The organism is Clostridium bornimense (assembly GCF_000577895.1).
In the GTDB taxonomy this organism is placed as follows: Bacteria; Bacillota; Clostridia; order Clostridiales; family Clostridiaceae; genus Clostridium_AN; species Clostridium_AN bornimense.
The window spans coordinates 1,250,852-1,265,524 of record NZ_HG917868.1 but is presented as its reverse complement, the minus strand read 5'-3'; the positions used below and the strand labels follow the sequence as shown (position 1 = coordinate 1,265,524).

The following is a 14,673-nucleotide window of genomic DNA, read 5'->3' as shown; positions in this document are numbered from 1 at the left end:
TATTATTCCTCCTCTAACCACTTGCTAACTTCTAAGGCATGGTAAGTTATTATCATATCCGCTCCAGCTCTCTTCATTGAAATTAAAGCTTCCATAGTAACCCTTTTTTCATCTATAAGCCCATTCTTTGCTGCTGATTTAATCATTGCAAACTCTCCACTTACATTATAAACACATATAGGTATGTTTACACGTTCTCTTACATCCCTTACAATATCTAAATATGATAATGCTGGTTTTATCATAACAATATCTGCTCCCTCATTAATATCTTCTTCTACTTCTACAAGAGCTTCCCTTCTATTAGCTGGATCCATTTGATATCCTCTTCTATCTCCAAATTGTGGTGCAGAATTTGCAGCTTCTCTAAAGGGACCATAAAATGCGGAACAATATTTTGCCGAATAACTCATAATAGCAACTTTATAATATCCATTTTCGTCCAAGATATTTCTTATATATCCTACTCTCCCATCCATCATATCTGAAGGTGCTACCATATTTGCACCTGCTTTTGCATGAGACAAAGCTATCTTCCCTAAATACTCTAAAGTCTTATCATTATTTACTTCACTGCCTTCAACGATACCACAGTGTCCATGACTTGTATATTCGCACATACAAACATCTGTTATTATATATATATCCTTATCTATTTCCCTTATTTTCTTTATTGCTCTTTGAATAACTCCATTATCATTATAAGCTTCAGATCCACACAAATCTTTACTACTTGGTATTCCAAATAAAATAATTCCTCCGATTTCTTTCTCTTTTACTTCTTCTATTACTTCTGGTAATCTATCTATAGACCAATGATAATTTCCTGCTAATGATGATATCTCTTTCTTTATGTTTTCTCCTTCTACAACAAAAATCGGAAATATTAAATCCCTTTTACTTATATTAGTTTCTCTTACTAAAGATCTTATTTTTTCATTCTCCCTAAGTCTTCTTCCTCTTCTAAACATAACTTTTACCTTCCTTATATTTTTTGTAGATATGCTCAATTTCAGATATAAATCCATCATCACAATGAGTCTTGCATACTTTCGCATCTATACCATTTTCTTTCAATTCTTCATTTGTTACCGGTCCAATTGCTATAGAACATTTTTCTTTAAGGGTATCTATACCAAATATATTAACCATATTCTTCACAGTACTAGGGCTACTATAAAGTACTATATCTACATCATCAAAAACTTTTAGATTTTTTACTTTTCCACATAAAGTTTCATATATATTAATTCTTTTTATATATACATTTGCACTTTTTAAGTTATCTTCTATATATGATTTAGCTGATGCCGATGTCGGTATAAGTATTCTATCACCACTACTTATATATACCTTTAGTTCCTTCACTAAACCTTTAGACAAAAATTCACTTGATATAATAAAAGGAATTATTCCTTTATCCTCTAAAACTCTTCCTGTTGCTTTACCTATTACAGAAAACTTTGCCTTTAAATTTCTTATATCATATCGTTGTTCTTTCAAATAGTTAAAAAAGAAGTTTACTGAATTTACTGATGTAAAAATAATATGATTAAAATCTTGCAATTCTTCAATATATGGCTTTAAATTACTAGCTGTATTATTAAACCTTATTGAGTTTATCTCTGTAACCTCTGCCCCTAAATCTCTAAGTTTATTACTTAAATTTTCACTTTGGCTTTTAGACCTAGTAATACATATATTAGCACCAAAAAGTGGTTTATTTTCATACCAATTCAACTTATCTCTTAACTTAATAACTTCCCCTACTACAATAATACATGGAGATTGTAATTTTTCTTTTTCAACCTTCTTTTTTATATTCTTCAAAGTACCAATAACAACTTTCTGTTTAGCCGTAGTTCCTCTCATAATCACTGCAATTGAAGCATCTTCATTTTTACCAAACTTAATTAAATTATTTATAATAGTAGATAAATTCTCTAACCCCATCATAAATACTAACGTTCCACTTTCTTTGCTCAAGGCATCCCAATTAATTTTTGATTCTCCTGCAGTAGTAGCCGTTACTACATGAAATCCTTGAGATATATTTCTATGGGTAATTGGTATCCCTGCATAATTTAGTACTGCTATAGGCGAAGTTATTCCTGGAATAACTTCAAATTCAATATTATTTTCTTCTAAGGCTAATACTTCTTCTCCACCTCTTCCAAATACATATGGATCTCCACCTTTTATTCTACCTACTATTTTTCCTTCTTTGGCAAGCTTTACTATAATTTCATTTATCTCATCTTGCGTTTTATAATGACACCCCGGTTCTTTTCCGCAATAATAAGTTTCACATCCATCTTTTACATATCTAAAAATATTATTTGAAATCAATCTATCATATAAAATTACATCACATTTTTTTATAGATTCTATAGCTCTTAATGTTAGTAATCCTTCGTCCCCTGGTCCTGCTCCAATTATATAAACCTTTGCCATAATCTCTTATTCACCTCTTATGAATTAATTATCTTCTCTGCCAATGTTATCCCTAACTCTATACTTTTTTCCTTTGGTCCAAAAATGTCTTTCTTAATAATTTTATCACCTATTTTATAAATTCCAATAATATATAAATCTTTACCTTCTATCTTCGAATAAGCACCAATTAAAGTATGACATCCTCCATTAAGTCTTCTCATAAAACTTCTTTCTGCTTCTACTGTTGTTCTCGCATCATTATCATCCAATTTTTTAAGTATATCCTTATTATCACTAGATGATAATATTTCAATTCCTAATGCTCCTTGCGCAATAGCAGGTACAAATATATCTGGCTTTAAATATTCTGTGATCAGTGATTCTTCATTTACTCTTTTTAATCCTGCTGCTGCTAAAACTATTCCATCTAAATTTTCATTTTTCATCTTTTCTATTCGTGTTTGTATATTTCCTCTTATAGGTACTATATTTAAATCTTCTCTAATTTGTTTTAATTGAAACGCTCTACGTATACTTCCTGTTCCTATTGTAGCTCCTTTTTTAAGTTCATCTATTTTTAAACCTTCTCTAGATATAAAAACATCTCTAGCATCTTCTCTTTCAGGTATAGCTATTATCTCAAATCCATCTATTAAATCATAAGGCACATCCTTCATACTATGAACGGCACAATGGGCTTCTTTATTAATCAAAGCCAACTCTATTTCTTTAATAAAAACACCTTTCCCACCTATTTTATCTAATGTTACATCTAATTTTTTATCTCCTTCAGTTAACACAAGAAGTTTTTCTGAATTAATCCCCAAATTCTTTAACTTATTCATAATAATTTCAGTTTGCTTCTGTGCTAGCATACTCTTCCTTGTAGCAATTGTAAAATACATATATTTAATCCCCTTTTTTATACAAAGCTTTAATAATATCTTCACCGTAAAATAATGTTAAAACTAATCTATCTTTATGAATAGAATATATTTCTTTAAAGTCTTCAGTATTAATAAAAGTTAAGATAGAATCCTTATATCTTTGATTATTTTTTAGTCTTTTTCTTATTAATGATGTATATTCTATAAATTCATCATATTCTTCTATAAATCCTTTCACAGAATTTGCTACCATCATTGTACCTATTGGATTACCTAATTTAGAATTTATCGATACACATAAGTTCTTTGTTTCTCTTTCAGTAGTCATTACAGCAAGTCCATTTCTATAATTATAGCAATTTATAAATAACTTATACCTTTTATTACAATCTTCTACTATTCTATTTATATCTTCTATATTATTTATAGCGATAATAATTATATGCTTATCTTTTATAAAATCTTCTTTATATTCATCTTCTATCAAAATAACATTATTACTTTTTATACTATAAAATTCACTATAAAAACTTTTACTAATTACTTCTACTTTACTCCCCTTATTTATAAACTTCCTAGCTTTTAAAAATCCAACTTTTCCTCCACCAATTATCCCTACTTTTATTTTGTTTGACATAATACCAATCATATTATATACATTACTTATTTCATGAATATCTTCGTTAGAATTTTTAGACATTCTTCTTCACGTCCCCTTAGAGTTTCTTCCTTCAATACTTCTATAGCTTTATTTGCATAGGCATTACCGACACTATCCATCAGCACCTTTACTAATTCTAATTCTCTTCTATCATCACACCTTGAAGAAAACTTCTTATACCTTTCATTTACTACTTCATCCTTTTTATTTTTTATACTAACTATGTACTCTTTAATATTTCTTATACTATTCCAATTTATATAGTCGTTTATATAGTTTTCTACTATATACTTATTAGAATTCATTCTATCTATTCTTAACTTTTTATTCTTATCATTCACATTGCTTATCATATCTACATCATACAAATTTACTCTTCTATAGTTTCCTAAATCTTTATCAATATTTCTAGGAATTGATAAATCGAATACCACTAAGTTTTTTCCTTCTTCTTTAATATCATCTTTTCCAATTAATATCTCATTAGATGTTGTACATGTTATTATCGTTTCAATATCTAAGTTCGACGGTAACTCTTCATTATAAGAAATAATATTAATTTTAGGATCCAATCTTTCTCTTATTTTCTCCTTATTTCTAACTAAAATAAATATTTTATCTACATCTTTTTTTAATAAATATTTAGCTAAAAGCTTTCCAATTTCTCCATATCCTATTATTAAAATATTTTTTAATCCCAAACTAAATATTTCATTTGCAACTATCGATGCAATTGATACTGGTATCTCATATAACTTTCCTTCAGATCTAAATTTTTTACCACAACCTAATGCCTCTTGAAAAAGTTTATTTAACCTTTCTCCAATTGATCCAATTTCTCTCGACTCTAAATAAGCCTTTCTAACTTGAGATAATATCTGATCCTCACCACAAATTTTAGAATGAAATCCACAGACCACCTCCATCAAATGACGTATTGCATCTTTTTCTTCTATATAAAACCAATAGCTTTTTAATTCTTTATTCCAATTAAATGCTTCAAAAATTATATCAATAGCTTCACATCTACTTATACTTCCTTCAATATAAAATTCTAATCTATTACATGTATTTAATATAACAACTTCATTAAATCTTCTTCTTAATATCGCCAACGCTTTTCTTCTCTTTTCTTCTTCTAATACAAACATTTCCCTAATATCTATTGACGTTTTCTTCTTTAAACCAATAAGCTGAATCATATAAATTACTCCCTAATATAGAATTCAAAATATATTAAATAATAAAAACCTGCAAAATGCAGGTCTTATTTAAAAATCTCTATAGATCTATCTAATATGCCTGTTAAATATGCTAAGATTAATCCATAATTAGTTATAGGTACATTTTCTCTATTACATCTCTTAATTCTATTTAAGATAGTCTTTCTATTTATCATACAACCACCACAATGAATTATAAGATCATATTCTTCTATATTTTCTGGAAAATCATGAAATATACTTATATCATAATGCAACTTTCCCCCTATAAAATTATTAAGTAGTTTAGGTATTTTAACCCTTCCTATATCTTCATGAGATATATTATGAGTACAACTTTCACATATCAAAATCTTAGAATTTTTATGAAGATTTTTTATAGCTTTTGTTCCCTCTATATACGACTTAATGTCTCCTTTTTGCCTAGCAAATAATATAGAAAAACTAGTTAATTTTATCTCTTTAGGTACAATATCACTTACCTTCGCAAAAGCTTGTGAATCTGTAATAACTAAATCAACATTTGTTATATCTTTAATTGCACTTTCTAGCTCACTATCTCTAACAACATAACTCTTTATTCCATTATCTAACGCATCTCTTATACATTGTACCTGAGGCAAAATAAGTCGTCCCTTCGGTGCTTCTGAATCTACTGGAACCACCATTATTATAGTACCACCTTCAGGAACTAATCCAGCTAACAAAGATACTTCATCATCCTCCTTATCCATCATATTTGCTATAATTTCTTCTCTTAATTCCTCTATTCCTTCCCCAGTATATGTAGAAATTAACTTAGGTTCTTTATATTTATTTTTAATTTCTTTTACAACTTCATCATCAACACTGTCTATTTTATTTATAACTAGTATACATGGTATATCTAAGCTAATAAACTTAGCTTTCATTTTATTATAATAATCTAAGTCCATATCATTAATATCCATAATATAAATAGCTATATCAGTTCTATGTAATATCTCTAATGTTCTTTTTTCCCGTATACCTCCCAAATTACTATTATCTCCTAATCCTGCTGTATCTACAAAAAGTACAGGTCCTACCGGAATTAACTCAGTAGCTTTTAAAACCGGGTCTGTAGTAGTACCTTCTTCATTAGAAACTAATGATACACTCTGATCAAGCAATGCATTTATAACCGATGATTTTCCAGCATTAGTTTTACCATAAATAACAATATGTTTTCTGTTAGCATTTGGTGTTTTATTCATTGTATACCTCCCTTAACCCCTTGTCCAATTCAAGTTATCTCCTCGTCCTAAATCTATATCAAATCCTATATTATTTATTCTATTTTCTATGCATCTCCTGCACTCAGCTGCTTCGTCTCCAGTACATATTTTATTATTATATAATGAATATTTATCTCTAACATTTATAGGTGATAAATTAGGCATAACTACATTAGCTCCTGCTTTTATTCCCTTCTCTCTTCCTTTATCACTGATACTTCCTAATGCTGTAGTAGCTGGTAAAAGAACGTTAGGTAACAATAATCTTGTGATAGCTAACATAATTATGACATCATCTAACCTGCCATGTTTCTCTAATCTATATGGAGTATCTTTATGAGGAATAAAAGGTCCTATACCACACATATGTGGTTCTAACTTTTTTATAAATAACAAATCTTCTACAAGATCTTCTGTGGTCTGACCTGGAAGTCCTACCATAAATCCAGCTCCTACTTGATATCCAATTTCTTTTAAATTCCATAGGCATCTAACTCTATTATCATAATCTCCATCAGGATGTAATCTTTCATATAATTTTCTCGATGCTGTTTCATGTCTAAGTAAGTATCTATCTGCTCCTGCTTCATACATTTTTTTATAAGATTCATAACTTCGTTCCCCTATTGATAAAGTAACAGCATCCTGAGGATACATACTTTTAATAGCTTTTATTATTTCTACCATTTTTTCATCATCAAAATACGAATCTTCTCCACCTTGTAGTACATAGGTGCTATATCCAAGTGTTTTTCCATTTTTAACACATTGAATTATCTCTTCCTTTGTTAATCTATATCTATCTAAATTTTTATTAGCAACTCTTATTCCACAATATTTACAATTTCTTTTGCAATAATTCGTAAATTCAATTAATCCTCTCATATATACCTTATTGCCATAATGTTCTATTCGTGTTCTATTCGCTGCTTCTATTAAAAGTTCTTTATTATCATCATTTATTCCCTTTATTAAGTATATGAGTTCTTCTTTACTTAAACTATTATATTTATATAATTTCTCAACTAATTCCCCTATTACCTTACACATTGCCCCTCCAAATAAATTTATAATTTTAAAGACAAATGATTATATCTCTAATCATTTGTCTTATTTTAAATATCAAATACTAATACTCATATGTTTTAACGTCTTCAAATATAGATACTTTTATTTTCTTATCAGAGTAAAGTTTCTTATATGAGCATATAAATTCATTTAATTCATTATCTCCTAAATCTATTTTTCCTTCAGATTTAATTATTATTTCTGTGTCTTTTAATAAAATATCTAAAACATTTCTTTCATTAGATATTTTGTACGTAATGTACACGGCATTACCTATTCCTGCTTTATATTTCTCTGTAAAGCCTAAATTCTTTCTAGCCATCTCATAATCAACATTTTTATCTAAAGATGATATATCCACTCCCATAGTTTTAAGTTGATTTTTTATTTCTTCACTATCTATTCCATACCTTGATAACATTTCATTTTGAATATTTAAAAATTTTTCTTGTGATATATTATTCTTTTCCATATACTCATTTATTTTACTGTATAAATCTGACATACTAATAGTTCCTTGTGATAAAGAATAATATAATTCATAAATATAATTTTCGAATTGATTAACATCTTGATCTCGAGCCTTATTTTTTACCTCATTAAAATCAATAATATCTGTCACTCTATTCTCCCCTTTCAATAAATACTCATATTTATAGCTTACTAAATATCTTAATCTTTATGCAATACATTTATTATATATTTGTTATTTATTAATAAAAAAGGGGATGTCGCATTAACAAATGAGAAGTTGTTAGCGATAGCTCCTTTAATCATGGCACAGGTTAGAATGCACAGAGCACAAGTAAGGTGAAAATTCCTCTTTAGGAGGAATTTTATTATAGTCATGCGAATAGCAAAGTATTCTCATATTTACTATAAATCCATATATTCACCAAGCTATATGAAGGTGCAACCTTCATTAGCCCCCTGTAATGACTTTATATTAGCTGTGATATAAATAAGAGAATAGACTAACTTATATCATTCAACTAAACAATTAAAATTTCAGAAATTCCGCAGGGATTTCATCCATCCCTGTGCCTTGTGCCCTGATACTTGTGCCCTGCACTATACCTTTCATTTGCTCTATTTTGCTGAAAAAGCTGCCACACTCTTTTGTGCAACAGCTCCTTAATATTTATCAATTCACTTTTTTCCTTGGTTTTTAACCCTCTAAAATTTCATTAGCTACTACAACCATTTTTCTTCCTGTATCCATACTGCATTTTTGTATATGCTTAAAAGCCTCTTGTTCTGTATATCCATTAATACTCATCAATTTTCCTTTAGCTTTTTCTATCACTTTTCTATCTTCAATTGTATGTTCTAGTTTTTCAACCTGCTCTCTAAGTTTTAATATTGTTCTTCTAGTCTGTAAAACTAAATCTACAGCATTCAATAGTATAGTAGGTGTTATAGGGTTGCTTATACAAAATATATCCATATCTTCTTGTACATATGAACGATAAGGTTCATTTACAACAGCTAAAAAGCTACTAATCTCCATCAAAGAGTCATATATATCAATTATTGTCATATCAGGTAATTTATAACCAAGTATGATTAAATCAGGACAATACTGATGGGCACACCTTATAAGTTCGTTTCCCGAAATACATACAGCCAAAACATTATATCCACTATCGCTTAAGATTTTTTTAACCTTTTTGCTTGTTTCAACATTGCTTAATGCTACTATTACCCCTTTTTGAACACTCATAGCAACACCCCTGCCACATTAATATTTCTTTAAATAACTATCAATTTCCCATTGGTGCACCATTGTTCTATAATTATCCCATTCAAACTCTTTTGCTTTTATATATTGATTAAAAGTATGATCTCCTAATACATTTTTAACAAGTTCATTTTCTTTCATATATTTAATAGCTTCTTCAAGACTTCCTGGTAAACTTTCGATACCTTTTTCTTCCCTCTCAGTTTGAGTCATTTCAAATATATTTTGCTCAATACTAGTTGGTGGTACTAATCCATTTTTTATTCCATCTAATCCTGCTGATAGTAAACATGCAAGAACTAAATACGGATTTGAACTTGGGTCCGGACATCTAAGTTCTACTCTTGTACCTGCACCTCTAGATGCTGGAACTCTTATAAGTGGGCTTCTATTTTTTCCTGACCAAGCTATATAAACAGGTGCTTCATAGCCTGGCACTAATCTCTTATATGAATTAACTAAAGGATTAGTTATAGCTGCAATTCCTTTAATGTTCTTCATAATTCCAGCTATAAAACTATATGCTGTTTTACTTAAACCATTCTCATCATTTTCATCAACAAAAGCATTTTTACCATCTTTATTTAATGACATATTTACATGCATTCCTGATCCATTTATTCCAAACACAGGTTTAGGCATAAAGGTAGCATGTAAACCATGTCTTTGTGCTATAGTTTTAACAACTAACTTAAATGTCATTATATTATCAGCGGTAACTAAAGCATCATCATATTTAAAATCTATTTCATTTTGACCTTCTGCAACTTCATGATGAGATGCTTCAATATCAAATCCCATTTCTTCTAACACAAGTGTCATATCTCTTCTTGCATTTTCCCCCATATCAGTAGGTCCTAAATCAAAGTATCCTGCTTCATCTTGTGTTTCTAATGTAGGATTTCCATTCTCATCTGTCTTAAATAAGAAAAATTCACACTCTGGACCTACATTCATTGTATATCCAAGATCTGCAGCTTCTTTTAAAACCTTTTTAAGAATATTTCTAGGATCACCTTCAAAAGGAGTTCCATCTGGTCTATAAATATCACAAATTAATCTCGCAACTTTCCCTTGTTGTGGTCTCCAAGGAAATATTTGAAAGCTATCTAAATCTGGTCTTAAATACATATCAGATTCTTCAATTCTTACAAATCCTTCTATAGAAGATCCATCAAACATACATTGGTTATTTAATGCTTTCTCTAATTGGCTGTTAGTTATTGCTATATTTTTTAATACTCCAAAAATATCTGTAAATTGTAATCTTATAAATTTCACACCATTTTCTTCAACTAATTTTAATATATCTTCTTTACTATATTTAGACATACTTACTAAGCCCCCTTAAAATTATAATAAAAAGGCGCCAATAGAAACCTTATACTATTGACTCCTTTATTCATTCCTATATTACTATGATTATAACTAAAAATAGTTTTTTATTCAATAAGTTGTTTAATTTATTATTTATCCTGTAACGCTGCTTTACCGGTCTCACCAGTTCTGATCTTTATTACATTTAAAACATCATATATAAATATCTTACCATCACCAATTTTTCCGGTTTTTAAAACTTTTTGAGCTACTTCAACAACTTTTTCTACCGGTACTTCTGAAACTACAATTTCAACTTTTAATTTAGGTATTAGCTTTGTTTCCATTGGTACCCCTCTATAATATTGCATGTCACCTTTTTGTACTCCACATCCCAAAACTTGTGTTACAGTCATACCTGTAACTCCAATTTTGCCTAATTCTTCTTTTAGTTCTTCAAAGTTATTTTTTCTAGTAACTATATCAATCTTAGTAATTTTATCCATCTTATACACCCCTTTATAATATCTCACCAATAAAATTATATATTAATATCTGAACTTAAGAAATCTGCATAACTGCTTTCAAGACCATGCTCTTCGATATCAAGTCCTCTTATTTCTTCTTCTCTACTAACTCTTAATCCTATTGTTGCTTTTATTGTCTTAAATAAAATAAAAGATGTGCAAATTGACCATGCAGCTACTGCAATAACTCCTAATAATTGAATGAAGAAATATTTAAATCCTCCTCCATAAAATAATCCACCATCTGTTGCAAATAATCCTACAGCTAATGTTCCCCAAACACCACATAAGCAATGAACTCCAACAGCTCCAACAGGATCATCAACCTTTAGTACTTTATCTACAAATTCTATACCAAATACTACAACAAATCCTGCAATAACACCTATTATGATTGCCCCTGGTATTGATACTGCATCACATCCCGCTGTTATTCCAACTAATCCTGCAAGTACACCATTTAATGTCATACTAACATCAGGTTTTTTATAACGAACCCATGTAATAAACATTGTAGAAACTGCTGCTGCTGAAGCTGCTAAAGCAGTTGTCATAATAACAAGAGCATTTAATTTTGTATCTGTAGCACTTAAAGATGAACCTGGATTAAATCCAAACCATCCCATGAATAATATGAATACTCCTAATGCTCCTAATGTTAAACTATGTCCTGGTATTGCATTCGGTTTTCCATCTTTACCATACTTTCCTATCCTTGGCCCTAAGATAGTTGCTCCAATTAAAGCACACCAACCACCAACTGAATGAACTGCTGTTGAACCTGCAAAATCATGGAATCCTAAATCTGAAAGCCAGCCGCCTCCCCAAATCCAGTGACCTGATATTGGATAAATAACTGCACTAATTATAAAACTATAGATAAGATATGCACTAAACTTAGTTCTTTCAGCCATAGCTCCTGAAACTATAGTTGCTGCTGTAGCACAGAATACAACTTGGAAAAACATAAATGCATTAGGCTCTATTCCATTTCCTAAATCTCCCCCACCTAAAAACATTGATGTTCCTATAATACCATGGAATGAATCTCCAAACATAAGACCAAATCCAAGAATCCAATATATTATTGATCCTAAAGCAAAATCCATAAGATTCTTCATTATTATATTCCCTGCATTTTTTGCTCTAGTAAAACCTGTTTCTACCATAGCAAACCCTGCTTGCATCCAAAATACTAATATACCTCCAAGTATTACCCATAAGGTATCCAATGTCATTTTTAAATCAAAATCCATAAATAAAACCCCCTCTGAAAATAATCGAAATGTTATGAGTTCTTTTTCTTTCAATAATATTTCTGCAGAAAATCATATTTAGAAAATAAAAAAGGTCAAAAAAGTTCTTACAAACTTTTTTGACCTCATTGTCAACAAGTATTTTTTACTATATAAACATTATATTTACACTTTAATATATTGTCAATAGTTTTTTATCATATAATTATTTATACTAATAAATTTTATTAGTTTTTATCTTTATTAAAAAATACTCTACTTATTATACCTAGTATCTCTTTAATAAATTCTATTTGTGATGTAAAATTTTCTTTAGCTACAATTAAATCTGCAGTAGTCTCTGTAACTACTTCTGAAACATCCTTTAATCCTTCTGAAATCTCTACTACATTTTCAGTAATAGTAGGTAAACCTTCTAGAGCAGAATCTATATTTTCTTTATTTTTATTAATAATAGTACCTACATTAGAAGCTATCTTTATTAATTTTACTACAAGAATTATTAACAATATTAATAATGCTATACCTAATATAGATAATATTGTTCCAAAAACAAAATAAACTGCAGAAAGATCTATATACATATTATTCTACATCCTTTCTTTCTTCAGAATCTAAATTGTTTTCTTCTAAAAGTATGTTTTCATTATTTTCTTCTTTTTTTAATAAACTCTTCTTTATATTCTCTTTACTATTAATAATTTTATTATCAAGAGCACCTTTAGTTTCTTTTACTTTCTCGCTTACAGTATTAGCAACCTTTTTAGATTTTTCACTTATTACTTTTCTAGTATCCTTTCCACTCTTTGGTGCAAGCAATAATGCTCCTATCGCTCCAACAGTTGCTCCAAGCACAACACTTGTAGTTGCTATTTTTGTATTTTTAACTTTCTCTTTTTTTGCTTTTTCTTTCCTTTTTTGCTCTAATAAATCTGATAATTTCATAATACTTTCTTCCCCCTATAAAATCAGTTTTATATTAATTTTCGTATATTATATCATAGTTTGTCTACTTTTATAATATATTTTGCTATTCCATTTTTAATTTTACTATTTATATAGTATAATTAGAAGAAATTATTATTATTTAAGGAGTATTACAGAACTTATGAACAATAGATATATATATTTAGTTTTTTCAAAAACAGGAACTTGGCTATCTAAAATAATAAAATTTACAACACAAGATAAATATATACATGTCTCATTAAGTTTAGATAGTTCCCTAAGAAAAATGTATTCCTTTGGGAGAACAAATCCTAATAATCCTTTTTGTGGTGGATTCGTCGTAGAGGATTTATACTCCGGTGTTTATAGTAAATTTAAAAATAGTACATGCCTTATATATAGAGTTCCTATAACTGAAAAACAATATGAAGCTCTAGTAAAAGAACTTGATTATTTTCTTCTAAATAAAAATAAGTATCGTTATAATTTGTTAGGTTTATTTTTTGTCCTTATTAATAAATCTTTTATACGTAAAAACTTTTATTTTTGCTCACAATTTGTATCAGAGATTCTTATGAAATCATCCATTTATTCTAGTAATAAAAAATCTGAATTTCATAAACCTATGGATTTATTATCTATAAAAAATAAAGAGTTCATATATGAAGGTCTTATCAAAAATTATGTACTGTATAATAACTATACTAATGTCATATAATTAAAATTTATGAATATCTATTTAAAAAAAACATAGTATTTAATATACTATGTTTTTTTAAGGAGAATTTCATATGAATGATATTGATACTGAAAATTTCACCTATTCTTCTCCACTGCCTTATCCTAAAATAAGAGTTCATTGTAAAAATCATCAATATGCTAAACTTATATTAAAAGATTATGCTGGTATAATATCAGAACTATCTGCAGTAACTCAATATGTTTACCATAGCATATATTTATCCAAGGAATATCCATATATATCGAAAGTGATAAACAAAATATCTATTGTCGAGATGCATCATCTTGACATTCTTGGAAAGCTTCTTATAGAATTAGGCGTTTCACCAAAATACGGATCAATTAAAAAGAATAAATTCACTTATTGGTCCTCGAAAAATATATATTACGAAAACTCTCTAAAATCTATGATTTGTGCAGATATTAAATCTGAAAAGGATGCAATTGCTATCTATAATAGAAATTTATCACAAATTGATGATACCTATATAAAAGAAATTATCGAAAGAATTATAATAGATGAAGAACATCATCTAAGAATTTTTGAAGATATCTATAACTATGAATTTAATAACTAAAAAAGAGACTAAACTTCAACTTTAGCCCCTTTTT

The 14,673-nt window shown here is 28.6% G+C and carries 16 protein-coding genes; 2 read left to right on the top strand and 14 right to left on the bottom strand.

Annotated features, from left to right (window positions below):
* Positions 1 to 2: 2 nt before the first annotated feature.
* The 14 genes from hemB to CM240_RS05500 form a co-directional block, all read right to left on the bottom strand.
* Positions 3 to 971, bottom strand: a complete 969-nt coding sequence (hemB, locus tag CM240_RS05565) for a porphobilinogen synthase (protein ID WP_044037253.1) — start codon at positions 969 to 971, stop codon at positions 3 to 5.
* A complete protein-coding gene (cobA, locus tag CM240_RS05560) occupies positions 964 to 2,454 on the bottom strand; it encodes a uroporphyrinogen-III C-methyltransferase (RefSeq protein WP_044037252.1) in 1,491 nt (496 codons plus the stop codon). Before cobA ends, hemB begins: the two co-directional genes overlap by 8 nt.
* 17 nt (positions 2,455 to 2,471) lie before the next feature.
* A complete protein-coding gene (gene hemC, locus CM240_RS05555) occupies positions 2,472 to 3,341 on the bottom strand; it encodes a hydroxymethylbilane synthase (RefSeq protein ID WP_044037250.1) in 870 nt (289 codons plus the stop codon).
* Between the two features lie 4 nt (positions 3,342 to 3,345).
* Positions 3,346 to 4,023: an NAD(P)-dependent oxidoreductase gene (locus tag CM240_RS05550; protein WP_044037249.1), complete on the bottom strand. Its 678-nt coding sequence runs from the start codon at positions 4,021 to 4,023 to the stop codon at positions 3,346 to 3,348.
* Positions 3,987 to 5,186 carry a glutamyl-tRNA reductase gene (hemA, locus tag CM240_RS05545; RefSeq protein WP_044037247.1) on the bottom strand — a complete coding sequence of 400 codons (1,200 nt, stop codon included), beginning with the start codon at positions 5,184 to 5,186 and terminating at the stop codon, positions 3,987 to 3,989. The genes CM240_RS05550 and hemA overlap by 37 nt, the downstream gene beginning before the upstream one ends.
* 65 nt (positions 5,187 to 5,251) lie before the next feature.
* Positions 5,252 to 6,442 carry a [FeFe] hydrogenase H-cluster maturation GTPase HydF gene (hydF, locus tag CM240_RS05540; RefSeq protein ID WP_044037246.1) on the bottom strand — a complete coding sequence of 397 codons (1,191 nt, stop codon included), beginning with the start codon at positions 6,440 to 6,442 and terminating at the stop codon, positions 5,252 to 5,254.
* A 12-nt stretch (positions 6,443 to 6,454) separates the two neighbouring features.
* A complete protein-coding gene (gene hydE, locus CM240_RS05535) occupies positions 6,455 to 7,513 on the bottom strand; it encodes a [FeFe] hydrogenase H-cluster radical SAM maturase HydE (protein ID WP_044037244.1) in 1,059 nt (352 codons plus the stop codon).
* Between the two features lie 79 nt (positions 7,514 to 7,592).
* On the bottom strand, positions 7,593 to 8,153 hold the full coding sequence (locus tag CM240_RS05530) for a DUF3867 domain-containing protein (RefSeq protein WP_044037241.1): 561 nt from the start codon (positions 8,151 to 8,153) through the stop codon (positions 7,593 to 7,595).
* Positions 8,154 to 8,699: 546 nt separating this feature from the next.
* Positions 8,700 to 9,254 (bottom strand): ANTAR domain-containing response regulator, encoded by a 555-nt coding sequence (locus tag CM240_RS05525; RefSeq protein ID WP_044037240.1) that lies wholly within the window; start codon positions 9,252 to 9,254, stop codon positions 8,700 to 8,702.
* A gap of 18 nt (positions 9,255 to 9,272) precedes the next feature.
* Positions 9,273 to 10,604, bottom strand: a complete 1,332-nt coding sequence (gene glnA, locus CM240_RS05520; protein WP_044037238.1) for a type I glutamate--ammonia ligase — start codon at positions 10,602 to 10,604, stop codon at positions 9,273 to 9,275.
* Between the two features lie 134 nt (positions 10,605 to 10,738).
* Positions 10,739 to 11,095, bottom strand: a complete 357-nt coding sequence (locus CM240_RS05515; RefSeq protein ID WP_044037236.1) for a P-II family nitrogen regulator — start codon at positions 11,093 to 11,095, stop codon at positions 10,739 to 10,741.
* 35 nt (positions 11,096 to 11,130) lie between these two features.
* A complete protein-coding gene (locus tag CM240_RS05510; protein WP_051483715.1) occupies positions 11,131 to 12,372 on the bottom strand; it encodes an ammonium transporter in 1,242 nt (413 codons plus the stop codon).
* A 227-nt stretch (positions 12,373 to 12,599) separates the two neighbouring features.
* Entirely contained in the window at positions 12,600 to 12,956 is a 357-nt protein-coding gene (locus tag CM240_RS05505) for a hypothetical protein (RefSeq protein ID WP_044037234.1), read from the bottom strand.
* A gap of 1 nt (position 12,957) precedes the next feature.
* A complete protein-coding gene (locus CM240_RS05500; RefSeq protein WP_044037231.1) occupies positions 12,958 to 13,317 on the bottom strand; it encodes a YtxH domain-containing protein in 360 nt (119 codons plus the stop codon).
* Positions 13,318 to 13,480: 163 nt separating this feature from the next.
* Here CM240_RS05500 and CM240_RS05495 point away from each other — a divergent pair, with 163 nt between their 5' ends.
* Both CM240_RS05495 and CM240_RS05490 read left to right on the top strand, forming a co-directional pair.
* The gene (locus tag CM240_RS05495; protein ID WP_044037229.1) at positions 13,481 to 14,038 is read left to right on the top strand and encodes a hypothetical protein; all 558 of its coding nucleotides are present in this window, start codon (positions 13,481 to 13,483) and stop codon (positions 14,036 to 14,038) included.
* Between the two features lie 73 nt (positions 14,039 to 14,111).
* On the top strand, positions 14,112 to 14,639 hold the full coding sequence (locus tag CM240_RS05490) for a ferritin family protein (protein WP_044037222.1): 528 nt from the start codon (positions 14,112 to 14,114) through the stop codon (positions 14,637 to 14,639).
* Positions 14,640 to 14,673 lie beyond the last annotated feature (34 nt).